Annotated in this window: 19 protein-coding genes; 10 read left to right on the forward strand and 9 right to left on the reverse strand. The window is 71.8% G+C overall.

Features of this window, described 5'->3' with window-relative positions; translation table 11 throughout:
- Window positions 1-88: 88 nt before the first annotated feature.
- A complete protein-coding gene (locus KV102_RS16030; protein ID WP_220341215.1) occupies window positions 89-1,519 on the reverse strand; it encodes a PH domain-containing protein in 1,431 nt (476 codons plus the stop codon).
- The gene (locus KV102_RS16035; RefSeq protein WP_220341216.1) at window positions 1,503-1,994 is read right to left on the reverse strand and encodes a PH domain-containing protein; all 492 of its coding nucleotides are present in this window, start codon (window positions 1,992-1,994) and stop codon (window positions 1,503-1,505) included. The genes KV102_RS16030 and KV102_RS16035 overlap by 17 nt, the downstream gene beginning before the upstream one ends.
- Window positions 1,995-2,178: 184 nt before the next feature.
- Here KV102_RS16035 and KV102_RS16040 point away from each other — a divergent pair, with 184 nt between their 5' ends.
- On the forward strand, window positions 2,179-3,252 hold the full coding sequence (locus KV102_RS16040) for an ABC transporter ATP-binding protein (RefSeq protein WP_220341217.1): 1,074 nt from the start codon (window positions 2,179-2,181) through the stop codon (window positions 3,250-3,252).
- A gap of 21 nt (window positions 3,253-3,273) precedes the next feature.
- Here the strand turns inward: KV102_RS16040 and KV102_RS16045 are convergent, their stop codons facing one another.
- On the reverse strand, window positions 3,274-4,233 hold the full coding sequence (locus tag KV102_RS16045) for an ROK family protein (protein ID WP_220341218.1): 960 nt from the start codon (window positions 4,231-4,233) through the stop codon (window positions 3,274-3,276).
- Window positions 4,230-5,768 (reverse strand): glycoside hydrolase family 3 N-terminal domain-containing protein, encoded by a 1,539-nt coding sequence (locus KV102_RS16050; RefSeq protein WP_220346885.1) that lies wholly within the window; start codon window positions 5,766-5,768, stop codon window positions 4,230-4,232. The genes KV102_RS16045 and KV102_RS16050 overlap by 4 nt, the downstream gene beginning before the upstream one ends.
- Before the next feature lie 230 nt (window positions 5,769-5,998).
- Between KV102_RS16050 and KV102_RS16055 the strand changes: the two genes are divergently transcribed.
- The 3 genes from KV102_RS16055 (at window position 5,999) to KV102_RS16065 (ending at window position 10,371) form a co-directional block, all read left to right on the forward strand.
- Complete coding sequence (locus KV102_RS16055) at window positions 5,999-6,199, forward strand: hypothetical protein (RefSeq protein WP_220341220.1); 201 nt, start codon at window positions 5,999-6,001, stop codon at window positions 6,197-6,199.
- A 145-nt stretch (window positions 6,200-6,344) separates the two neighbouring features.
- Complete coding sequence (gene smc / locus KV102_RS16060; RefSeq protein WP_220346886.1) at window positions 6,345-9,902, forward strand: chromosome segregation protein SMC; 3,558 nt, start codon at window positions 6,345-6,347, stop codon at window positions 9,900-9,902.
- Window positions 9,903-9,921: 19 nt separating this feature from the next.
- Window positions 9,922-10,371: a thioesterase family protein gene (locus KV102_RS16065; protein WP_220346887.1), complete on the forward strand. Its 450-nt coding sequence runs from the start codon at window positions 9,922-9,924 to the stop codon at window positions 10,369-10,371.
- Here the strand turns inward: KV102_RS16065 and KV102_RS16070 are convergent.
- The 3 genes from KV102_RS16070 to KV102_RS16080 are packed head-to-tail and all read right to left on the reverse strand — an operon-like array spanning window position 10,334 to window position 12,987.
- The gene (locus KV102_RS16070; protein WP_220346888.1) at window positions 10,334-10,882 is read right to left on the reverse strand and encodes a GNAT family N-acetyltransferase; all 549 of its coding nucleotides are present in this window, start codon (window positions 10,880-10,882) and stop codon (window positions 10,334-10,336) included. The two genes, KV102_RS16065 and KV102_RS16070, sit on opposite strands and share 38 nt — an antisense overlap.
- A gap of 30 nt (window positions 10,883-10,912) precedes the next feature.
- Window positions 10,913-12,124 (reverse strand): 26S protease regulatory subunit, encoded by a 1,212-nt coding sequence (locus tag KV102_RS16075; protein ID WP_220346889.1) that lies wholly within the window; start codon window positions 12,122-12,124, stop codon window positions 10,913-10,915.
- Entirely contained in the window at window positions 12,121-12,987 is an 867-nt protein-coding gene (locus tag KV102_RS16080) for a tetratricopeptide repeat protein (protein ID WP_220346890.1), read from the reverse strand. Before KV102_RS16080 ends, KV102_RS16075 begins: the two co-directional genes overlap by 4 nt.
- Window positions 12,988-13,212: 225 nt before the next feature.
- On the opposite strand from KV102_RS16080, the gene KV102_RS16085 reads away from it, so the two are divergent.
- A complete protein-coding gene (locus KV102_RS16085) occupies window positions 13,213-13,419 on the forward strand; it encodes a hypothetical protein (RefSeq protein ID WP_220346891.1) in 207 nt (68 codons plus the stop codon).
- Here the strand turns inward: KV102_RS16085 and KV102_RS16090 are convergent.
- The gene (locus tag KV102_RS16090) at window positions 13,396-14,307 is read right to left on the reverse strand and encodes a M56 family metallopeptidase (protein WP_220346892.1); all 912 of its coding nucleotides are present in this window, start codon (window positions 14,305-14,307) and stop codon (window positions 13,396-13,398) included. The two genes, KV102_RS16085 and KV102_RS16090, sit on opposite strands and share 24 nt — an antisense overlap.
- Complete coding sequence (locus KV102_RS16095) at window positions 14,304-14,696, reverse strand: BlaI/MecI/CopY family transcriptional regulator (protein WP_220346893.1); 393 nt, start codon at window positions 14,694-14,696, stop codon at window positions 14,304-14,306. Before KV102_RS16095 ends, KV102_RS16090 begins: the two co-directional genes overlap by 4 nt.
- A gap of 177 nt (window positions 14,697-14,873) precedes the next feature.
- On the opposite strand from KV102_RS16095, the gene KV102_RS16100 reads away from it, so the two are divergent.
- The 5 genes from KV102_RS16100 to ftsY are packed head-to-tail and all read left to right on the forward strand — an operon-like array spanning window position 14,874 to window position 21,842.
- The gene (locus KV102_RS16100) at window positions 14,874-16,286 is read left to right on the forward strand and encodes a cytochrome ubiquinol oxidase subunit I (protein ID WP_220346894.1); all 1,413 of its coding nucleotides are present in this window, start codon (window positions 14,874-14,876) and stop codon (window positions 16,284-16,286) included.
- A gap of 13 nt (window positions 16,287-16,299) precedes the next feature.
- The gene (gene cydB, locus KV102_RS16105; RefSeq protein ID WP_220346895.1) at window positions 16,300-17,325 is read left to right on the forward strand and encodes a cytochrome d ubiquinol oxidase subunit II; all 1,026 of its coding nucleotides are present in this window, start codon (window positions 16,300-16,302) and stop codon (window positions 17,323-17,325) included.
- Window positions 17,322-19,007, forward strand: coding sequence for a thiol reductant ABC exporter subunit CydD (gene cydD, locus KV102_RS16110; protein ID WP_220346896.1), 1,686 nt, complete (start codon window positions 17,322-17,324; stop codon window positions 19,005-19,007). The genes cydB and cydD overlap by 4 nt, the downstream gene beginning before the upstream one ends.
- Window positions 19,004-20,632 (forward strand): thiol reductant ABC exporter subunit CydC, encoded by a 1,629-nt coding sequence (cydC, locus tag KV102_RS16115; protein ID WP_220346897.1) that lies wholly within the window; start codon window positions 19,004-19,006, stop codon window positions 20,630-20,632. Before cydD ends, cydC begins: the two co-directional genes overlap by 4 nt.
- Entirely contained in the window at window positions 20,625-21,842 is a 1,218-nt protein-coding gene (gene ftsY, locus KV102_RS16120; RefSeq protein ID WP_220341234.1) for a signal recognition particle-docking protein FtsY, read from the forward strand. Before cydC ends, ftsY begins: the two co-directional genes overlap by 8 nt.
- The last annotated feature ends 20 nt before the right edge of the window (window positions 21,843-21,862 follow it).

Consider the following 21,862-nt stretch of genomic DNA (forward strand, 5'->3'; position numbering starts at 1 on the left):
CCGCCGGGGCGGGTGGGGGGGGGGGGGGGCCCCCCCCCCCCCCCCCCCCCCCCCACGAAACGCGGACGGTCGGCTGAGCGACGGCGCGTCAGGCTTCGCCGAGGGCCTCGCGGGCCCGACGTGCGAGAACCAGCTGAGTGGTCGCGAGGGCACGCGCATCAGCCGCATCGAGGGAGCGGCCGCGTGCCGCGACGGGCCCGTCGGGCGTGTGGACGGCGACGTCCGCGACACCCCGCAGACGCTGCAGCGGCCCCTGCGAGAGGGTCACGGACTGCGTCTTCGCGTGCGGGACGACGTCGGTCCGGTGGGTCACCCACCCCTGCTCGGCGACGAAGGCGTGCCCGTCCGACCCCGCCGCACGGAACCGCCAGCCCACGGGCGCGAGCAGCCACGACCGACGCGGCGCCCGCACCTTCGGCACCGCCGACGGATCGACGTCGGCGAACAGCTCGGCAAGGACACGCCGAACCTCCTCCGGCGTCGCCGCCGGGACGAGGGTCGCGCTCCCCGAGTCGTCGGAGTCGCGCGAGGCGCCGGCGACGGTGACCTCGGCGCGGTGGAGGTGCAGCGGCCGCCACAGCGCCGCCTGGCGGGAGACGACCGCCTGCACCCGGTCGTACGGGATTGTCTGCGAGATCCGCGAGAGCAACCCGCGCGTGACATGGAGCCCGGTGGGAGCGCGCCGCAGCGTGAAGCCCCACTGAGCGATCACGCGCGACATGATCACCTGGCCCGCCCACAGCAGCAGGGGGACCACACCGAAGACGATCAGGCCGGGGAACACGACTCCGCCGACCACGAGTGCCGTCAAGAACACCGCGGGGGTCAGGAACTCCGCTGACAGGACGGTCGCCACCACGAGTCGGGTCGGGGGTACGACGAGGATCGGCGGGGAGAGATCGAGAGATGGCACCGGTGGCGGACCCGGCGGGGCAGTGCCGGCCCCGTCCGAGCCTGCGACACCGGGCGCGGCCGGCGCGGGGACCGCCGCGGTTTCCCGCAGGGCCTGCGAGCCTGCCTCGTACGCCCGTTGCAGGAGCATCGCGCGCAGCCGGTCGGCCTCGCCGCGCCGGAGGTACTGGAGCGAGACACGTGAGTCGTCGCCACCCGCCAGCTCGATCCTGAGCTCGCACAGCCCGAAGATCCGGGCGGCGAAGGGCTCGGCCACGTCGACGGACTGGATCCGCTCGTACGGCGCGCGCCGCGAGCGTCGTGTGAGGACGCCGCTCTCCACCCGGACCTCGCGCCCGTCGATGAAGTAGCGCGTGAACCGCCACGACAGGTAGCCGAACGCGATCCCGAGGACCGCGGCGGCGGCCACGATGGCGAGCCCGATCCACAGTGCCGACAGCAGGCTGCGCTCCGGCCCGCCCTCGAGGACGTCGCGTCCGAATCCGACGAGACCGGCCGCGACCCACAGCCACACCCGCACCAGCGCGCTCGCCGGGTGCGTCCGCTGTCCGACCGCGGGAAGCGCCTCCTGCGGGGGGAGCGCCGGGTGCTCAGATCCCGGAGCCACGGGTCTTCCGGAGCTCGGTCAGCCGGTCGCGGAGTCGGGCGGCCTCGTCGGAGGGGATCCCGGGGATCACGGCCGAGGTGTGGGAGCTCGCGGTGTGCAGCGAGACCTTGGCGATCCCGAGCGAGCGCTCCAACGGACCGGCCGTGACGTCGACGTACTGGACACGGCCGTACGGGACCGCGACGATCTTGCGCCACGCGACTCCGTGGCGGATCCACAGGTCCTCGGCGTTCTCGGCGAAGCCCCACGCCGCCTGGTTGCGGGCCGCCCAGAACCAGCCCCAGACGAGAACGGCGACCGCGACGCCCGCCACGGCGGCGACCGGCCACCACCACTGGAGCAGGAGCGCGAGGGCGACACAGACCACGACCGCGGGAACCACCGTCCACAGCACCAGGACGAGGCGGTGCAGCGTGCGCAGCTTGACCGAGACGGGGTGCCACGTCTCGGCGGGTGGTGCGAAGAGCGGATCCACGCTCCGACCCTATCGGGGGCCGTCGGCAGAACCCCGCCGGTCCGGCGTCGCGGACCTCGGATCACCGCACCCCGTAGACGGATAAGTCGTCCTGGGCAACAATGAGCCGCAGGCCCGTCCCGGGTCGTCTCCACTTCACTCGGATCGTGCGGCACGTTCCTGCCGCTGAAGGGATGTATCAGTCATGGCATCTGTCACCTTCGAGAAGGCGACGCGCGTCTTCCCGGGCCAGGAGCGGCCCGCCGTCGACAAGCTCGAGCTCGAGGTCAACGACGGCGAGCTCCTCGTCCTCGTCGGGCCCTCAGGCTGCGGCAAGTCCACCTCCCTGCGGATGCTCGCGGGACTGGAGGACGTCGACGCCGGCCGGATCCTCATCGGGACCCGCGAGGTCACGGACCTCCCGCCCAAGTCCCGCGACATCGCGATGGTCTTCCAGAACTACGCGCTCTATCCGCACATGTCGGTCGCCGAGAACATGGGCTTCGCGCTCAAGATCGCCGGCAAGTCCAAGAGCGAGATCAAGTCACGTGTCGCCGAGGCTGCTGACATGCTGGGACTGACCGAGTACCTCGACCGCAAGCCGAAGGCGCTCTCGGGCGGCCAGCGCCAGCGCGTCGCCATGGGCCGCGCGATCGTACGGTCGCCGCAGGTGTTCCTCATGGACGAGCCGCTGTCGAACCTCGACGCCAAGCTGCGCGTCCAGACCCGCGCACAGATCGCGCAGCTGCAGCGCCGTCTCGGCACCACCACGGTCTACGTGACGCACGACCAGGTCGAGGCGATGACGCTCGGCGACCGGGTCGCGGTCATGAAGGACGGTGTACTCCAGCAGATCGACACCCCCCGTGCGACGTACGACGCGCCCAACAACGTCTTCGTCGCGGGCTTCCTCGGCTCTCCGGCGATGAATCTCTTCGAGGTGGAGGTCACCGAGGGAGGAGTCAAGGTCGGCGACACCGTCGTGCCGGTGACGCGCGAGGTGCTCGCGCACGCCGACGCCGCCACGGTCACGCTGGGCGTCCGCCCGGAGGACATGGCGCTCGGTGAGCAGGGGATCGCGACCGTCGTCGACGTCGTCGAGGAGCTCGGCTCGGACGCGTTCGCCTACGGCCACACCAAGCACGATGACAAGGACCAGCTCCTCGTCTCCCGGGTCAACTGGCGTACGCCGCCGGCCATCGGCGACGTCGTCCACCTCACGGTCGACCCTGAGCGCGTCCACGTCTTCTCGAAGGCGACCGGCCTGCGTCTCGGCTGAGCGACGGGCGGGGCGCCGGCGTCACGGCGTCCCGCCCGCACGCCGGCCCTCGCTCGCGAGGGCGGCTGACCCGAGGGCGGCGGCCCCGAGGGCGGCAGCCGGGTAGTCGACGGGCAGCGCGAGCGTCCGCTCCCGCAGCCGCATGCTCGACACGAACGCCGAGGCGGTCGCGTCGGCGTCCATCCGCGCGAACAACGGTTTGGTCACGCGGTCGCCGAGCCGCATCACGCCACCCGTCAGCACCACGCGTGCCGGGTCCACCGCAAGGGTCACGATGCGGACCGCTTCCACGAGCCGACCCACGAACGACTCACGGACGGCGATCGCCCGCTCGTCCCCGGCGTCGGCGGCGTCGAACATCGCGACCGGCTGGGGGGAGGGACCGTCGTACGGCCACTGGCGTGCGAGTCCGCGACCCGAGGCGTAGAGCTCGAGGCATCCACGCTGCCCGCACGTGCAGAGGGGCCCGTCCTCGACGACGGTGAGGTGCCCGACCTCACCCGCGAGCCCCGACGCGCCGTGCCGGAGCCGCCCGCCGAGGACGAGGCCCGCGGCGAGGCCGGTCCCGACAGACAGCAGCGCGAGGTCCTGGGGCTCGCCGCGCGAGCGGAGCCAGGTGGCGGCGCCGGACGCGGCCGCGTTCACGTCGTTGTTGACGGTCACCGGGATCGACAGGGCCTGGCTGAGCACGCCCCGGAGATCGAGCGGGTGGTGGACGTCGAGGTTGACGGCGTTGGTCAGCACACCGGCCGCGTCGACCGCACCGGGGATCCCGACGCCCGCCGCGACGAGCGTCGTCCCGCTCGGCAGCCTCTCGACCAGCCGCCCGACCACCTCCAGCGCGGTGGCGACGACCCCGGCGGGGCCCGGTGCCGTGGGGAGGCGGGCCTCCGCCAGCACCTCGTCGGGACGGGCTTGGTCGGCGGCGATGCCGTGGACCTTGGTCCCGCCGATGTCCAACCCGATGGTGGTGGCGATCATCGTTCCTCTCGGTGGGGACCGTCGGGTGCGGGTGCGGGTGCGGGTGCGGGTGCGGGTGCGGGTGCCGTCGCCCGCCGTGCGCGGTCGATCGCCTCGCCGACGGCCCGGGACGGGGGCAGAGAGCCCCCCCACCCTCGTACGACGCGGGGGAGGGCGTCGATCTCGGGCGCGGGCCAGCCCAGCTCCACCACGACGGCGTCGGGGCGCGCGTCGACGAGAGTACGGAGCCACGCCCAGCTGTCGGCATGAGAGGCGGCGGCGCGGGCGACGACCACGAGCGGACCGTCGTGTCCCCGCAGGTCGGTCGCCGAGGGGTGGCCGTCGACGACCGAGACGACGGAGGCGCCGGTGACGCCGAGATCTCCCCACGCCGCGTCCCCGACGGCCATGTTGGCGCCGGTCTCGAGGCGGACGACGAGGGGTGGCCCGTCGCCGACGGTCCCCACCTCGCCGACGACCGCCACGGCGGCGCGCCGCCCGGCGGCTCGCCCGGTCTCGACCAGCGTCGGGTCGGCCGGCCTCGCGCCTGTCGCATAAGCGGCGCTCAGCGCGTCCACCCGCGCGGCGGCGTCGTACAACCGCTCGACGGGAAGCGTCCCGTCCCCGACGGCGGCGACGACGGCGTCGACGACGTCGCGCACCTCGTCCCGCCCGCGTCCACGCAGCGAGGGCCCGATGCACAGCAGGTCGGCCCCCGCGGCGAGGGACGCCACGGCGGCCGCCGGGACTCCGATCATGGCGCTCGCGCCCGCCATGTCGAGGGCATCGGTGATGATGACGCCGCTGAACCCGAGCTCGCCGCGGAGGAGCCCGGTGAGGATCCTCGGGCTCAGCGTCGCCGGACGCTCGGGGTCGAGCGCGGGCAGCACGATGTGAGAGGTCATGATCGTCGCGGCGCCGGCCGCGCTCGCCGCCACGAAGGGGACGAGCTCGCGCCTCAGGAGAGTCGAGAGGTCCGCGTCGACACGGGGGAGCGCCAGGTGGGAGTCGGTGGAGGTGTCGCCGTGGCCCGGGAAGTGCTTCACGCACGCGGCGACACCCTGGCTCTGGAGCCCACGCACCCACGCCGCGGTGTGGCGGGCGACGAGGGCGGGATCGGCGCCGAAGCTGCGGGTCCCGATCACCGGGTTGCGCGGGTTGGAGTTGACGTCGGCGTCCGGCGCGAGGTCGAGCGAGATCCCGGCCGCCTTGAGCTCCGCGCCGATCGCGCGAGCGACGGCGCCGGTGGTCCTCAGGTCGTCGGCGCGACCGAGCACGGCGTTGCCCGGGTACGGGCTGCTGTCGGCGTAGTGCAACCGGGTGACGTCACCGCCCTCTTCGTCGAGGGCCAGCACCAGCGAGGGACACGCGGCGGCCAGCGCCCGGCCGAGGCTCGCGACCTCGAGGGGGTCGGCGGCGAGGTTGTTGCCGTAGAGGCAGATCCCGCCGAGCCCGTCGTCGGCCAGGCCGGCCAACCATCCGGGCACCGAGGTCCCCTCGAACGCGCCGAGGACGGTCCGGTGCGCGGCTCGGCGTACGGAGGCGTCGGCGATCATCCCTCGCTCACCCGGTCAGTCCATCGGACGGGGCCACCGCCGGTCAAGCGCCACAGGCCCGAGCGGTGGACGGCGGAGCCGGATTGACCCGAATGGGACCCGGGTGGGACACTAGGAGACGGCGTCGTCCGTCCCACGACGGCTCGCCGGTCAAGGGTCACTCGACAGGCCGGCTCGACCTTCCGGATGCGGCGTCGCCCCGCCCATCAGTCCCGATGAGAAGGAATCCGATGGCCAAGGCTCTCCTCGGCTACGTGGCGACGCCGAGCGTCCACCAGCAGGTCCGCGAAACCCAGCTTCGCCGACGCATCGCCGATCTCGAGGCGGAGGTGGTCCGGCTCAAGCACGAGAACGACGAGCTGAGCGCCTCGACCGACCTCGACCAGGTGCGTCTGTCGACTGCCGACCTGCTGGAGACCGCCGGCTCCTGACCCCCGGGTCCCCTCTGGGTCCGACGGGGGGCGTGGCGCTGCCCCGGGCGTGGCGCGACGGGCGACCGGTGTCGGTCGCCTACCCTGAGAGCGGCATCCTTCCCCGCTGCCCGCAGTCCCTGTCGTACGCGTGAAGGAGCATGGCTTGCATCTCAAGAGCCTGACGCTGCGTGGGTTCAAGTCCTTCGCGTCTGCCACCCACCTCCAGCTCGAGCCCGGCATCACCTGTGTCGTCGGACCCAACGGCTCCGGCAAGTCCAACGTCGTCGACGCCCTCGCCTGGGTCATGGGCGAGCAGGGGGCCAAGTCGCTGCGCGGCGGAAAGATGGAGGACGTCATCTTCGCCGGGACCGCGGGTCGGGCGCCGCTCGGGCGCGCGGAGGTCGTCCTCACGATCGACAACGCCGACGGTGCGCTCCCGATCGAGTACGCCGAGGTGACGATCTCGCGCACGATGTTCCGCAACGGCGGCTCCGAGTACGCGATCAACGGCAACCACTGCCGGCTCCTCGACGTGCAGGAGCTGCTCAGCGACTCCGGCATCGGTCGTGAGATGCACGTGATCGTCGGCCAGGGCCAGCTCGACTCCGTCCTCCGGGCGTCGCCGGAGGAACGCCGAGGCTTCATCGAGGAGGCGGCCGGTGTTCTCAAGCACCGCAAGCGCAAGGAGAAGGCGCTCCGCAAGCTCGACGCGACCGACGGCAACCTGACTCGTCTCCAGGACCTCCTCGCCGAGATCCGTCGCCAGCTCAAGCCGCTGGGCCGCCAGGCGGAGGTGGCCCGCAGGGCTGCGGTCGTCCAGGCCGACGTCCGCGACGCCCGAGCGCGGCTGCTCGCCGACGACGTCGTCCGTGCCCGCGAGGTCCTGCGCTCGGAGCTCGCCGACGAGGAGGCGCTCAAGCACCGGCGTGCCGCCGTCGAGGGAGCCGTCCATCAGATGCGCGCCGAGGAGGCGGCGCTCGAGGACGCGCTGCGTGCCGACGCGCCGCGGCTGCAGGAGGCGCAGGACACCTGGTACGGCCTCACCAGCATGCGCGAGCGCGTCCAGGGCACGGCCGGTCTCGCCGCCGAGCGGGTCCGCAACGCCGCCGCGCTCCCTCCTGACGAGCGACGGGGTCGCGACCCCGAGGAGCTCGAGGACGAGGCCGGTCGGTTCGAGGCCCAGGAGAAGGCGATCGCCGAGGAGGTCGCCGCCGCCGAGAAAGGGCTCCAGGACGCGATCGCCGCCCGCAAGGAGGCAGAGCAGGCCTTCCAGGTCGAGGACCGCCGCATCGCCGGCCTCGTCCGAGCCGCCTCCGACCGGCGTGAAGGGCTCGCGCGTCTCACCGGTCAGGTCAACACGCTCCGCACGAGGGTCCTCGCCGCGGAGGAGGAGATTGGTCGGCTCGAGGAGAACCGCCTGCTCGCCGAGCAGCGCGCCCAGCGCGCTCAGCACGAGTTCACGGTCGCCGAGACGCAGGTGGCGGGTCTCGGGTCGGGTGAGACCGGCCTGGCCGCGGAGATCGAGGCCGCCGAGGCCGCGCTCGCCGACGCGACCGAGCGGCTTGCCAAGACCAAGGACGCGGTCCACTCCGCCGATCGCGAGCGTGCAGCTCTCGAGGCACGCAAGGAGGCCCTCGAGATGGGTCTCGCGCGCAAGGACGGTGCCGGTGCCGTGCTCGGCGCCTCCGACCGGCTCGGCGGTGTCCTGGGCTCGGTCGCCGCGGTCATGACGGTGCGGGAGGGGTACGAGACGGCCGTGGCCGCAGCCCTGGGCCCGGCCGCCGATGCCGTCGCCGTCGACACGCTGGAGACCGCGCTCAGCGCCGTCGCGTCGTTGAAGGAGGGCGCAGACGGCCGCGCCGGACTCGTCCTCGGATCGGCCGAGGCCGGCGACCGGACGTCGTGGCCGTCGCTGCCCTCTGGTGCCTCGTACGCCCTCGACGTCGTGGAGGCTCCGGCCGGGGTGCACGCGGCGCTCGGTCGCCTGCTCGACCGTGTCGCGGTCGTCGATGACGTCGAGGCGGCGCGCGCCCTGGTCGAGCGGATGCCGGCGGTCGTCGCGGTGACGCGCGACGGCGACCTGGTCGGTGGCCACTACGTGGCCGGGGGTTCGCAGGACGTCCCGAGCCTCATCGAGGTCCAGGCCGCGGTCGACCACGCCGGTGAGAGCCTCCGCGAGGTCGCTGCCCGTCGCGACGAGCTGGACGTGGAGGTCGCCGACCTGACGGTGCAGCGCGACGAGGCCAAGCAGCGCCTCGACGTCGCGGTCGCGAAGCGCCGCGAGTCGGAGGCGAAGTCGAACGCCCTGACCGAGAAGCTCGCCCAGCTCGGGTCGACCGTCAAGGCGGCCAAGGACGAGGCGACCCGCGTCGCGGCCGCGATCACGACGGCGCAGAAGGCGCGCGACGACGCGGCCTCCGGTCTCGTCGAGCTCGAGCAGCGCCTCGCGGACGCCGAGGAGGCGCCCGAGGACGAGCCGGACAACAGCGCGAGGGAAGAGCTCGCCGAGGCGGCTCGGGCGAGCCGCGCCGCGGAGACCGACGCGCGGCTGGCCCTGCGGACGAGCGAGGAGCGGGCTCGCGCGATCTCTGGCCGCGCGGCCGGTCTGCGTCGCCGGGCGAGCGAGGAGCGCGCCGCCCGCGAGCGCGACCGCGTACGCCGCGAGCGGCTGCGTCGTGAGGGCGCTGCCGCGCGTGCCGTCGGTGAGGCCGCGCAGGTCGTGCTGGAGCACGTGGCGGTGTCGCTCGCTGCGGCCAAGAAGTCGCGCGACGAGATCATGGAGGCGCGTGCGGGACGCGACCAGCAGCTGGCCGACGTACGCCGTCGGCTCCGCGACCTGTCCGTCGACCTTGCGCGGCTGACCGACTCCGTCCACCGTGACGAGGTCGCCCGGACCGAGCAGCGGCTCCGTATCGAGGCGCTCGAGCAGCGGGCGCTGGACGAGATCGGTGTCGAGGTCGACACGCTGGTCGCCGAGTACGGCCCCGAGACGCTCGTCCCCGTACCCCGTCCTGTCGATGCGGACGAGGATGAGCCCGACCCGGAGCCGGTGCCGTTCGTCCGCGCCGAGCAGGAGAAGCGGCTGCGCGTGGCCGAGAAGTCGCTCGCTCTCCTGGGCAAGGTCAACCCCCTGGCGCTGGAGGAGTTCTCGGCGCTGGAGGAGCGGCACAAGTTCCTGTCCGAGCAGCTCGAGGACCTGCGCAAGACCCGCAAGGACCTCCTCGACATCGTCATCGAGGTCGACCAGCGCGTGGAGCAGGTGTTCACCAGCGCCTGGCACGACGTCTCCCGCGAGTTCGAGGGGGTGTTCTCCCGGCTGTTCCCCGGAGGCGAAGGGCGCCTGATCCTCACCGACCCGTCCTCGATGCTCACGACGGGGATCGAGGTGGAGGCGCGGCCCCCGGGCAAGAAGGTGAAGCGGCTGTCGCTGCTGTCGGGTGGCGAACGGTCGCTGGTGGCGGTGGCGTTCCTCGTGGCGCTGTTCAAGGCGCGACCGAGCCCGTTCTACATCCTCGACGAGGTCGAGGCCGCGCTCGACGACACCAACCTCGGGCGTCTGCTGGAGATCTACGAGGAGCTGCGCGAGAACAGCCAGCTCATCGTCATCACCCACCAGAAGCGCACGATGGAGGTGGCCGACGCGCTCTACGGCGTGTCGATGCGCGGTGACGGCGTCTCCGCGGTGATCAGCCAGCGGATGCGCGAGGCCGAGCCCGCCTAGCCCCCGCTATCGTCGGCGCGTGAGCGCCACTCCTGAAGGTCCCTCGAGCCCGAGCCGCGACGACTTCCCGGTGCTGCGCCGCATCACCACGCGGTGGTCGGACGAGGACGTCTACGGGCACGTGAACAACGTGACCTACTACTCCTACTTCGACACCGCGGTCAATGGCTACCTGATCGACGCCGCCGGCACGGACATCCGCCGGCTCGATGCGATCGGACTCGTGGTCGAGACGGGCTGCCGATTCAAGCGCGAGCTCGGCTTCCCCGAGGACGTCGAGGTGGGCCTGGCGGTGGAGAAGCTCGGCACGTCCTCGATCGTCTACGAGATCGGGCTGTTCCAGGGCACCTCTCCCGAGCCGGCGGCGATCGGGCGGTTCGTGCACGTCTACGTGACTCGCGCCGACCGGACGGTCACCCCGGTGCCGGACGTCATCCGTGCGGCGGTCGCTCCGCTGGTGCGGGGTTGATCGCCGCGCGCTCGTAGACGATCTCGAGCCCGTCCTCGTCGTCCCACTGCTCGCCGACCTCGACGAACCCGTACGGCAGGGCGAGATCGCGCGAGACGGTGTTGTGCGGGCCGATCGTGACGCGGACGACGCGCACCCTCGGATCCGCGTCGGCGCGGGCGAGCAGCGCCTCGAGCGCAGCCCGCGCGTAGCCGCGCCGTCGGAGCTCCGGATCCACCTCGTAGCCGATCTCGACCATCCCGTCGGAGTCGGGTGGACCGTGGAAGCCCGCCCGGCCGACCGCGCGCTCTGCGTCCTCGTCCCACATGACGCCGGTGACCCACGCGGCGCTGGAGGGATCGGTGACGACCTGATCGGCACGCATCGCCCAGATCCTGCGGAAGGTCGGGCTGACGAACGCCGGGGACAGCGGGACCGGCGCCGTCGCGTCAGCCGCGTCGAGGTCGCCGTCGGCGAGAGCGCGGAGGGTCTCGGGGGACAGCTGGATGATGCGGACACGGGGGAGGGGCACCGGGCGATCGTAGGCGGTGCGTGGCGGGCCTCAGAGCCGTTTTCGGATCGGCCGGCTCCGCAGGTAGGCGGCGACGTCGTCCCAACGGTCGTCGGCGTTGGAAAACTCGACGTAGTCGCGTGCGCGGCGTAGCCAGTCGAGGGTGCTGGGGCGCAGGCCAGCCAGCCCGTGCTCGATGTCGCCTGCACCGAGCGGAGCCTCGTCCCCCGTCTCGAGTGCACGGTCGATCGCTCGGTCGGCGGCCCGCTCGACGAGGGCACGCAGATCCGCTCCGGAGAAGAACTCGGTCCGCCCGGCCACACGAGCGGTGCTGCCCGGCTCGGCGTGGACATCACGAAGCAGTCGTTCCAGGATCATCTCGCGGGCACGCGCGTCTGGCGGAGGGACGAACACGTGCCGATCGAACCGGCCTGGTCGGACGAGCGCAGTGTCGACGTCCCACGGTGCGTTGGAAGCACCCATCACGAGGATGTCGGTGGTATCGCTGCCGACCCCGTCCATCACCTGGAGCAGCACGTTGGTCAAGCGTCGCGCGGAGTCTCCCTCCGCGCGGTGGCGCTTGTAGGCCAGGGCGTCCAGCTCGTCGATGAACACGACGCAGGGGGCAAACGCCCGTGCGTGGGCGAACGCGTCGGCGAGGTTGCGCTCCGATGCCCCGAAGTAGGGGGAGACGACGTCCTCGATCCGGATCGGGATGAAGGGCAGCCCGCACTCGCCGGCCACCGCGCGCGCCATCAGCGTCTTGCCGCAACCTGGAGGTCCATAGTGCAGGACACCGCCGCCGCCGTGTCGGCCGTACTTCGCGTAGAGGTCGGGCCGGACGTAGGGCATCACGATCATGCGGTGCAGGAGCTTCTTCAGGTCTTCTAGGCCACCGACGTCGCTGAAACGGACCACCTCCGCCGGCTCGGCCGGGGCATCTCCGGAGGGGGCGAGTGCCGTCGCGATGCGCGACTCGAGATCCGACAGCCCTTCGATCTGGCCCCCGCCGCGCGCGACCTCGAGGCACCCGCGCGCGACGCCGAGGTGGCCGAGCGTGAGGGCGAGATCGGCGGCCACCAAGGCTTCTTCGGGAGGAAGGGTATGCGCCGCGAGCAGGCGCGCGTACACCTCGAGTGCCGCGTCGTCGTCGCCGTCGGCGCGCAGTGCCTCGGCCAGGAGGAGCAGGAGGGTCTCGTTGTCCGGGCTGGCCTCGAGCGCGGCGCGCAGTCCCGTGATGCGCGCGTGCCCCGAGGTGGTCACCGCGCCCTCCTCTTCACCCAGGCCGTGAGGACCGCCGGGAGCGCCCAGCTGTACACAAGGAAGGCGACCCACACGGCCGCCACGGTGATCTGAACCGGCTCGGGCATCGTCGCCCGGACCAGTCTCAGGGCGACGAAGGTGACCAGCGCCACCTGCCACCAGGCGAAGCGGCTCAACAACCGCAGCGGCCACATCACGGGGAGCATCGCGATCGCGGCACGTCGCGCCGCGAGGGCCAGCTCCCGATCGTCGAGGTTGGTCGCCGCAGCCCGGCGCATGCTGCGGACCGCCGTCTCCTGGTCGCCGAGCTCCGAGGCGGCGACGGCGTCGAGCTGGAGCGCCTCCGAGTTGTTGGGCTCCTCGGCGAGCACGCGGCGCGCCAGCGCACGCGCCTGCTCCCAGCCCTTGCGGGCCACCGCGATGCGCGCACGCAGCAGGGTGAGCTCCAGAGCCTCAGGGTCGAGCTCGCGTGCCTGAGTGACCTGACGGTCGGCCTCAGCGAGCCGCTTCTCGTCGACGAGGAACGCGCCGTACCGGGTGCGTATCGCCAAGTCGGACGGGCACAGGGCGAGAGCACGCTGGAAGTGTCGCTCGGCTTCCTTGGGGCGCCTGGAGAAGTCAGCGGCCTGCGCGGCGTAGAAGTGCAGCGGACCGCTGTCGGGGTCGATCTCGAGGCCTCGGAGCGCTACCTCGTACCCTTCTTGGCGACGTCCGAGGCGGATCAGCGCGAGCGAGCGGAGCTCGAAGGCGCGAGCCTGGTCGGGTTCCGACGCGCCCTCGGCGAGGAGGTCCAGGCAACGCTGCGGGTTGCCGACGTCCAGCCAGTGCTCTGCCATCGCCAATGGGTCGCTCGTGCTCGTCATGGGCGGAGCGTAGTGACTCACCTCTCACCGCCGGACCCCGACCCACGCCGCGCCGAGATGCCCGGCGCGACCTGTGCCCGGTTGGCGCCACGTGACGCAGGTCATGTCCGAGGCGTGGTGTCCGAGGACGCGGCTGCCCCTCTCGTGTGAGAGCCTGATCGAGTCCGTTTTAGACCGAATCTTGGGGGTCGTCCTGTGTCGCCGGTCGTCGTCATCGTGCCCGTCATGCTGATCATCGTGGCAGCGGCCGTCATGCTCGGCGCAGTGCTCGCCTACCCGTACCGAGGGAAGCACGTGCCGTCGTCCGTGTGGGGCGCGGAGAGCATCGACCGGCTTCTCGTGGCGATCGCGGACCGGCTCGACATCGGTCGGCACCCCGAGGCCGAGGTCGCCGAGGTCGCCGACGCGTCAGGTCAGCGTCGACCAGGCTGAGGCGATCCACGGCACCGCCAGGCTGAAGGTCGGCACCAGCACCACGACGGCGGCGACGACGTAGCAGGTGAGCGCCTCGACGCGACCCGCAGGTGCGGCGGCGCTGACCTCGTTCTCGAGCCGATCCATCCGGCGTACGAGCGTGCTGCTCGCTCCGAGCGCCCCGGCAGGGGCGGGGCGGGTGCCGAGCTTGACGAGCGCACGCGCCAGCGGCGTGGTGCCCGCGCGGCGCCTCGCGTGGTCGTCGGCGAGCAGCTCCACCAGGACACGCGTGCTCTCGAGCGCCGCCTCGGTCCGCAGCACCCGCGGGAAGGCCCGGTGCAGAGCCGAGAACGTGTCCACCACGACGTCGTGCCGTGCCCGGAGGTGGGCGCGCTCGTGCGCGAGGACGGCGTCGAGCTCCGCCGGGTCGAGCGAGTCGAGGGTCCCTCGGGAGACCACGACACGCGCGTCGAGGCCAGGGACGCAGTAGGCGAAGGGCTCGTGGGCGTCGAGGATGCGGACCGAGCGGCCCGCGTCGTCGCGGGTGCCGACAAGATCCACCATCGCGCGGTGTCGCCGGCGGGTCGTGCGCACCTCGGCGGCCACACTGAGGAACGACCACACCGTCCGGGCGACGACGACGACGGTGAGCCCGAGGAACGCGACGTGCAGCACCATCCGTGCCACGCCGGGCTCGGGGTTCGGGGCGCCTTCGCGGACGACCAGCCACAGCGACGCGGACAGCCCGGCGCCGACGACGGCGAGGATCGCGGCGAGCGCGAGCGCCTGCCAGAGGACGACGGCAGCCCGCGGCGCGCGATAGGGCCAGTCCATCCGCGCGAGCATCGCGGGGACGGGCTGAGCCAGCGCGAGACCGATCAGCCCGAGCAGGAGCGGGGTGGTCATGAGCTCGTGGCCGGCGTCTCCGGAGGCTGCTTCGCCTCGATGCGCGCGAGAGCCTCGCGCAGAGCTCGGGCGTCGTCGTTGCTGGCGGTCTCGGCGAAGTGCACCAGCGCCGCCGTACGGTCGTCTCCGGCCGAGGCCAGGACCTCGTGCAGCAGCGTGGCGGTGAGCTCGTCACGACCGACGGTGGGCGCGTAGGTAAACGCGCGTCCGCTCCGGTCACGGTCGACGACACGCTTGCGGGCGAGCCGGTCGAGGATCGTCGTGACCGTCGTGTAGGCCAGGTCCCTGCGGGGGGTCAGAAGGTCCAGGACCTCGCGTCCGGTCAGGGGGGTGGCGGACTCCCAGAGGAGGTCCATCACCTCGCGCTCGAGCTCGCCCAGTCGTGCCATGGCTCAAGGGTACCGGGGGGCTACGACTCTGTGTCGTACCCCACCTGCTGATCTACGACACTGCGTAGTAGCGTTTCTCCTACAGAGCGTCGTCGACGGTCTGGCGAGGACTCGCCGGATTCGCCGCCCACCGGCTCCGGATTTAGCCTGACGATTGATCGAGCCTTGAGGGGCACCATGGAAGCACTCGAGATCGCACGGTGGCAGTTCGGGATCACCACCGTGTACCACTTCTTCTTCGTACCGATCACCATCGGACTGTCATTTCTCGTCGCAGGCCTCGAGCTGGCCTGGGTGCGCACGCGCAACGAGAAGTGGCTCCGTCTGACGAAGTTCTTCGGCAAGATCTTCCTGATCAACTTCGCGATGGGCATCGTGACCGGCATCGTGCAGGAGTTCCAGTTCGGGATGAACTGGTCCGACTACTCGCGGTTCGTCGGTGACATCTTCGGTGCGCCGCTCGCCGTCGAGGGCCTGCTGGCGTTCTTCCTCGAGTCGACATTCCTCGGCATCTGGATCTTCGGGTGGGACAAGCTCTCGCCCGCGCTGCACAACGCCTGCATGTGGATCGCCGCTGTCGGCACCGCGCTGTCGGCCTACTTCATTCTCGCGGCCAACTCCTTCATGCAGAACCCGGTCGGCTACACGTTCAACGCCGAGCGCGGACGCGCGGAGCTCGAGAGCTTCACCGACGTCCTCACCAACAAGGTCGTGCTCATCACGGTCCCGCACACGCTGTTCGGTGCCTTCATGGTCGCCGGCGGGCTGATGGCCGCGGTGTCGATGTGGTGGCTGATCCGCCGCAAGCCCGCGGACGCCGACGCCTTCCGATCCACCCTGCGCCTCGGAGCGGTCACCCTGCTCGTCGCGGGCCTTGGCACGATCGTCACCGGCGACATCCAGGGCAAGATCATGACCGAGGTGCAGCCGATGAAGATGGCGGCTGCAGAGGCCCTGTACGAGGATGCCCAGCCCGCGCCGTTCTCCGTGCTCACCATCGGGTCGCTCAGCGGTGACAAGCCGTTCTACCAGCTCGAGGTGCCGCACGTGCTGTCCTACCTCGCGACGGGCACGTGGGACGGTGAGGTGCGCGGCATCAACTCGCTCCAGGCCGAGTACGAGGAGACGTACGGCCCCGGCAACTACAAGCCGTACATCCCCGTCACCTACTGGAGCTTCCGCCTGATGATCACGTGCGGTGGTCTGGCGATGGCGATCGGCGCGTGGATGCTCTGGTCGACCCGCGGGGGTCGTGTGCCGCGTGGCGACAAGCGCTGGCCGATCTGGCTCGCCGTCGCCTCGATGCTCCTTCCGCTCCTCGCGAACTCCTTCGGCTGGATCTTCACCGAGATGGGTCGTCAGCCCTGGATCGTCTTCAGCCTGATGCCGACCGAGGCCGGAGTGTCGCCCAACGTCGGCGCCGGCACGGTGCTCACGTCCTTGATCGTCTTCACCCTCGTCTACGGCGTTCTCGCGGTGATCGAGGTCAAGCTGCTCCTGGCAGCCGTCAAGAAGGGGTTGCCCGAGGTGGACCCGGACAACGAGACAGGCAAGCAGCCCGACGACCGCCCGATGGCGTTCGCGTACTGAGAGGAGAGGGATCATGGAACTCACCACCATCTGGTTCTGCGTCATCGCGTTCCTCTTCATCGGCTACTTCGTGCTCGAGGGATTCGACTTCGGTGTCGGGATGCTGCTGCCGATCCTCGGCCGCAACGACCGCGAACGCCGCACGATGATCAACACGATCGGCCCGCTCTGGGACGGCAACGAAGTCTGGTTGATCGTCGCCGGCGCGAGCATCTTCGCCGCGTTCCCCGAGTGGTACGCCACCTTGTTCAGCGGGTTCTACCTCCCGCTGCTGCTGATCCTGGTGGCGCTGATCGTGCGCGGGGTCGCCTTCGAATACCGCCACCAGCGCGACGACGCGACCTGGAAGAGCCGTTGGGACGCCGCGATCATCTTCGGCTCCTTCGTCCCGGCCCTGCTGTGGGGTGTCGCGTTCGGCAACATCGTCCGCGGCGTCGAGATCGACGCCGACAAGAACTACGTCGGCGGCTTCTTCGACCTCCTCAACCCGTACGCGCTGCTGGCGGGCGTGGTCATGCTGACGCTGTTCCTCACCCACGGCGCCAACTTCCTCGCCCTCAAGACCAGCGGCATCATCCACGAGCGGGCGCGGGCGTTCTCGCTCAAGATCGGCCTCGTCGCCGCGGTGCTGGCCGTCGCATTCCTGCTCTGGACCTGCCTCGACCACGACAAGGTCTGGGTCTGGGCCCTGTCCGGGCTCGCGGCGCTGACGTTCGTGGGCGGCCTGCTCGCAGCCTGGGCACGGCGCGACGGCTGGGCGTTCATGGGGACGATGGCCGCGATCGGTCTCGCCGTGATGTCGCTGTTCGTGGCGCTGTTCCCGGACGTGATGCCGTCCACCCTCGATCCGGCCTACAGCCTGACGACGGAGAACGCGGCCTCCACCGACAAGACGCTCACCATCATGAGCTGGGTGGCCGTGGTGTTCGTCCCGATCGTGATCGGCTACCAGGCGTGGAGCTACTGGGTGTTCCGCAAGCGGATCAGCGTCGACTCGATCGCGGTCGAGGACGACGAGCACCTGCACTCGCCGGTATGACAACCCTGAACGTACGGACCGCCTCGTCGCCGCCGCTCGACCCCCGCCTCGTCCGGCGGTCGCGGGCGGTCCGTACCTACCTCGCCGCCAGCGTCGTGATCGCGACGGCGATGGCGGCGCTGGTCGTTGGCCAGTCGTGGCTCATCGCCCGGGTCGTCTCGGAGGGGTTCGAGCGGTCGGGACTGGTCGACGTCGTCACCGCCGCCGTGCTGGCACTGGCTGCGGTGATCCTCACCCGCGCCGTGCTCGGCTGGCTCCACGCGGTCGTGTCGGCACGCGCGGCGGCACGGGTGAAGGTGCAGCTGCGCGAGGAGGTGGTCGGCCGGCTTCTCGACGGTGCGCCCCACCACGGGGCTCGCCCGGAGTCGAGCCACGTCGTCACGCTGCTCGGGCCCGGCATGGACAAGCTCGACACCTACTTCGCGCGCTACCTCCCACAGCTCGCGCTGGCCCTCACCGTGCCGGCGGTGGTCGTCGTCGCGGTGTTCGTGGCCGACCCGTTGTCGGGGATCACGATCGCCGTGACGCTCCCGCTCATCGTGGTGTTCATGGTGCTGGTCGGCTACATGACGCGTGACCGGACCGAGCGGCGGTGGCGCGCGATGGTCCGGCTCAGCCACCACTTCGCCGACGTGCTCGACGGACTCGTCGTGCTCAAGGTCTTCGGGCGCTCGCGCAACCAGACCGAGGGCATCGCCGAGGTGGGCGAGCGCAACCGCAAGGAGACGATGGGTGCCCTGCGCCTCGCCTTCCTGTCGTCGTTCGTGCTCGAGCTCGTCGCAACGATCTCTGTCGCCCTCGTCGCCGTGTCGATCGGTCTGCGGATCGTCGAGGGCCACCTCTCGCTGATGACTGGTCTGTTCGTCCTCGTGCTCGCGCCGGAGGCCTACCTGCCGATTCGCCAGGTCGGCGCCCACTTCCACGACTCGGCCGAGGGGCAGGCGGTCGCCGACGACGTCTACGCGATCCTCGACGACCAGGACGTCGCCGTCCGCCGGACCGTCGCACCGGACCTCGGCGGCGCAACGATCGTCGTGGACGACGTCTCCGTGTCCTACCCGGGGCGTACGACACCCGCTCTCGCGCCGACGTCGTTGGTGCTCGAACCAGGACGCGTGCTCGCCGTCACCGGCTCGTCGGGGTGCGGCAAGAGCACCCTGGTCGATGTGCTGATGGGATTCGTCGCCCCCACCACCGGCCGTGTCACCGTCCGTGCGGCCGACGGAACGACGTACGACCTCGCAGACATCGACCTCGCCTCGTGGCGTTCGCGCATGGCCTGGGTGCCGCAGGTGCCCGGTCTGCTGTCGGGGACCGTCGCCGGCAACGTCCGTCTGGGGGCGCGTGACGCCTCCGACGACGAGGTCGCCGAGGCGCTCCGCGACGCCGGCGCGCCCGATCTCTCGCCGCAGCGCGAGGTCCACGAAGGCGGGGCCAACCTGTCGGCGGGGGAGCGGCGGCGTCTGGCCGTCGCCCGGGCGCTGCTGCGGGTACGCCGAGCAGGAGCGACCGTGATGCTGCTCGACGAGCCCACCGCCGGCCTCGACACCGCGGCCGAGGAGGACGTACGACGAGCGCTGCGCGCCGCCGACGTCACCGTGCTGGTCGTGGCGCACCGCCGCGCACTCGTCGACGACGCCGACCGGGTCGTACCCCTCGTGCCCGCGGGGATGGCGGCATGACCACCGCGCGCCGCCAGCTGGTCCTCGGCGGCTTCTTCGGGCTGCTCGCGAGCCTCAGCTCGATCGGGCTGCTCCTCGTCTCCGCCTGGCTGATCTCGCGTGCGGCCCAGCACCCGCCCGTGCTCTATCTCATGCTCGCGATCGTCTCCGTGCGGGCGTTCGGGATCGCGCGCGCCGCGCTGCGCTACGTCGAGCGGCTCTACACCCACGACGGCGCCCTGCGTGTGGGCACCTCGATCCGGCTCGCGGTCTATGAGCGGCTGGAGCGGCTGTCGCCCTCGACGCTCGCCGCGGGCCGACGCGGGGAGAGGATCGCTCGGATCGTCTCCGACGTCGACGCGATCCAGGACCGGATCGTCCGGGCGACCATCCCGCGGGCCGTGACCGCGGTCTCGTCGGCGATCGTGGTCGGGTTCGTCCTCGCGATCTTCCCCCGCGGCGGCCTCGTGCTGGCTGCGGCGGTGGTCGTGGCGTGGGTCGGCGTCCTCGTCGCCGTACGGACCGGAGGGAGTCGTTCCAACGCGGCGACCGCCGGGCTGCGCGGTGAGCTCGCCGCCGAGGTCGCGGAGACGCTGCGCACCTCGCGCGACCTCGTGGCGTACGGTGCCGCCGAGGATGCCCGTGCCACGGTCGCGCGCACGGGGGAGAGGCTCGCGGAGACCGAGCGCCGTGCCGCCTTCCTCGACGGACTCGGCGTCATGGTCGTCCGGATCTGTCTCGGCGTCGCGACGTGCCTGATCGCATGGGCGGGTGTGGCCGCCGTCGCCGACGGCGCCCTGAGCCCGGTCCTGCTCGCCGTGGTCGTCCTCGCCCCGGTGGCGCTCGCCGAGCCACTCGAGGGCCTGAGCGCGATCGAGCAGCAGGCGCAACGGTCGGCAGCCTCCCGGCGACGCATCGACGAGCTGGTCGCCGCTCACGACGACGTGGTGGATCCGGAGCACCCTGCACCCGACCCCGCCGGGTTCGACCTCCACCTGCGCGACGTCGCCCTCGGGTGGGGTGAGGGCGAGGATCTCGTCCGTGGCCTCGACCTGGACCTCCCAGAGGGTGCGGTCGTCGCGGTCTCGGGACCGAGCGGGTCGGGCAAGTCGACCCTCGCCGCGGTGCTCCTGAGGCTCGCCGCACCGAGGGCGGGCACGATCACCCTCGGCGGTACGCCGATCGACGCGCTGACCGGTGACCAGGTCCGCCAGGTGGTGGCGACCCTCCGCCAGGACGAGCACGTCTTCGACACCTCGATCCGAGAGAACCTGAGGATCGCCGACCCGCAGGCCGACGACCGTACGCTCCTGGCCGCCCTCGACGCGGCGGGTCTCGGGGCCTTCGTCGCAGGGCTGCCCGACGGTCTCGACACCGAGGTGGGGGAGAACGGCGGCCGCCTCTCCGGCGGGGAGAGGCAGCGTCTGGGACTGGCCCGGCTGCTGCTCGGAGGGCACCGCGTCCTCGTGCTCGACGAACCCACCGAGCACCTCGACGCGGCGACCGCCGAGGCCCTGCTGCGCGACCTCGTCGCGCTCGCCCCGGAGCGCTCCATCCTGCTCGTCAGCCACGACGAGCGAGCGCTCGCGGCCGCGTCGCACGTCGTCCGGATCGGCGAGCCCACTAGGATCAGGGATCGTGTCTGACACCACCACGCTCTACGTCTTCATCGGTCTCGCCGTCGCCGTCCTCCTGATCGGAGGGATCGCCGCCTTCGTGGTCGGCTCGCGGGGCAAGGCCCTGCCGCCGGCCGACACCGTCGACCGCCGTCTCGACGACCTCCGCGAGCGCCCCGAGCAGGAGCCTGCACCGACCGGTGACGGGGTGGAGCCCGTGCTTCCCGAGCCGGGCGAGATCGACGAGTCCGACACCGGCAACGAGCCCGGAGCCGTCGCGACCGCTCCGACCGCGCCGGGACCCGCGATCGAGGAGCCTGCGCCCGCCGCGGGCCGGTTGGTCCGGCTCCGTACCCGGCTCGCCCGCTCCCAGTCCTCGCTCGGCAAGAGCCTGCTCGCACTCCTCGGCCGTGACCGTCTCGACGAGGACACCTGGGAGGAGATCGAGGACACGCTCCTGACCGCCGACGTGGGCGTTGCGCCGACGCAGGAGCTCGTCGAGCGCCTCCGCACCCGGATCCGGGTCGAGGGTGTCGCCGACCCCGCGGTCGCCCGGTCGATCCTGCGCGAGGAGCTCGTGACGCTGGTCGACCCGTCGTACGACCGCAGCATCGCCGCCAAGGGTGTCGACGGCGCCCCCGGCGTGGTGCTCGTGGTGGGCGTCAACGGCACCGGCAAGACCACGACCGTCGGGCGGCTCGCACGCGTGCTGATCGCCGACGGCGACAGTGTCGTGCTCGGCGCCGCGGACACCTTCCGCGCCGCGGCCGCCGACCAGCTCCAGACCTGGGGCGAGCGCGTCGGTGTCCCGACCGTCCGTGGTCCCGAGGGCGGCGATCCCGCCTCGGTCGCGTTCGACACCGTCAAGACCGGCAAGGAGGGCGGCTACGACACCGTCGTCATCGACACCGCCGGCCGCCTCCACACCAAGGCCGGCCTGATGGACGAGCTCGGCAAGGTCAAGCGGGTCATCGAGAAGCAGGCACCGGTCACCGAGGTGCTGCTCGTCATCGACGCGACCACCGGTCAGAACGGCCTGACGCAGGCTCGGGTCTTCGCCGAGGTCGTCGACGTCACCGGGATCGTGCTCACCAAGCTCGACGGCACCGCCAAGGGCGGGATCGTCATCGCCGTACAGCGAGAGCTCGGGGTCCCCGTCAAGCTCGTGGGGCTCGGAGAGGGCGCCGACGACCTGGCGCCGTTCGTGGCCGACGAGTTCGTGGACGCGCTCCTGTCCTGACCCACCCGGTCCCCGACCGC

Source organism: Mumia sp. zg.B53 (assembly GCF_019550935.1).
Classification (GTDB): Bacteria; Actinomycetota; Actinomycetes; order Propionibacteriales; family Nocardioidaceae; genus Mumia.

What these genes read in the sequence shown, in the direction of transcription:
- KV102_RS16040 (WP_220341217.1), top strand. Translation starts at nt 2,179, where the DNA reads ATGGCATCTGTCACCTTCGAGAAGGCGACGCGCGTCTTCCCGGGCCAG.
- KV102_RS16045 (WP_220341218.1), bottom strand. Translation starts at nt 4,233, where the DNA reads ATGATCGCCACCACCATCGGGTTGGACATCGGCGGGACCAAGGTCCAC.
- KV102_RS16050 (WP_220346885.1), bottom strand. Translation starts at nt 5,768, where the DNA reads ATGATCGCCGACGCCTCCGTACGCCGAGCCGCGCACCGGACCGTCCTC.
- KV102_RS16055 (WP_220341220.1), top strand. Translation starts at nt 5,999, where the DNA reads ATGGCCAAGGCTCTCCTCGGCTACGTGGCGACGCCGAGCGTCCACCAG.
- KV102_RS16080 (WP_220346890.1), bottom strand. Translation starts at nt 12,987, where the DNA reads ATGACGAGCACGAGCGACCCATTGGCGATGGCAGAGCACTGGCTGGAC.
- KV102_RS16085 (WP_220346891.1), top strand. Translation starts at nt 13,213, where the DNA reads ATGCTGATCATCGTGGCAGCGGCCGTCATGCTCGGCGCAGTGCTCGCC.
- KV102_RS16090 (WP_220346892.1), bottom strand. Translation starts at nt 14,307, where the DNA reads ATGACCACCCCGCTCCTGCTCGGGCTGATCGGTCTCGCGCTGGCTCAG.
- KV102_RS16095 (WP_220346893.1), bottom strand. Translation starts at nt 14,696, where the DNA reads ATGGCACGACTGGGCGAGCTCGAGCGCGAGGTGATGGACCTCCTCTGG.
- KV102_RS16100 (WP_220346894.1), top strand. Translation starts at nt 14,874, where the DNA reads ATGGAAGCACTCGAGATCGCACGGTGGCAGTTCGGGATCACCACCGTG.
- cydB (WP_220346895.1), top strand. Translation starts at nt 16,300, where the DNA reads ATGGAACTCACCACCATCTGGTTCTGCGTCATCGCGTTCCTCTTCATC.
- cydD (WP_220346896.1), top strand. Translation starts at nt 17,322, where the DNA reads ATGACAACCCTGAACGTACGGACCGCCTCGTCGCCGCCGCTCGACCCC.
- cydC (WP_220346897.1), top strand. Translation starts at nt 19,004, where the DNA reads ATGACCACCGCGCGCCGCCAGCTGGTCCTCGGCGGCTTCTTCGGGCTG.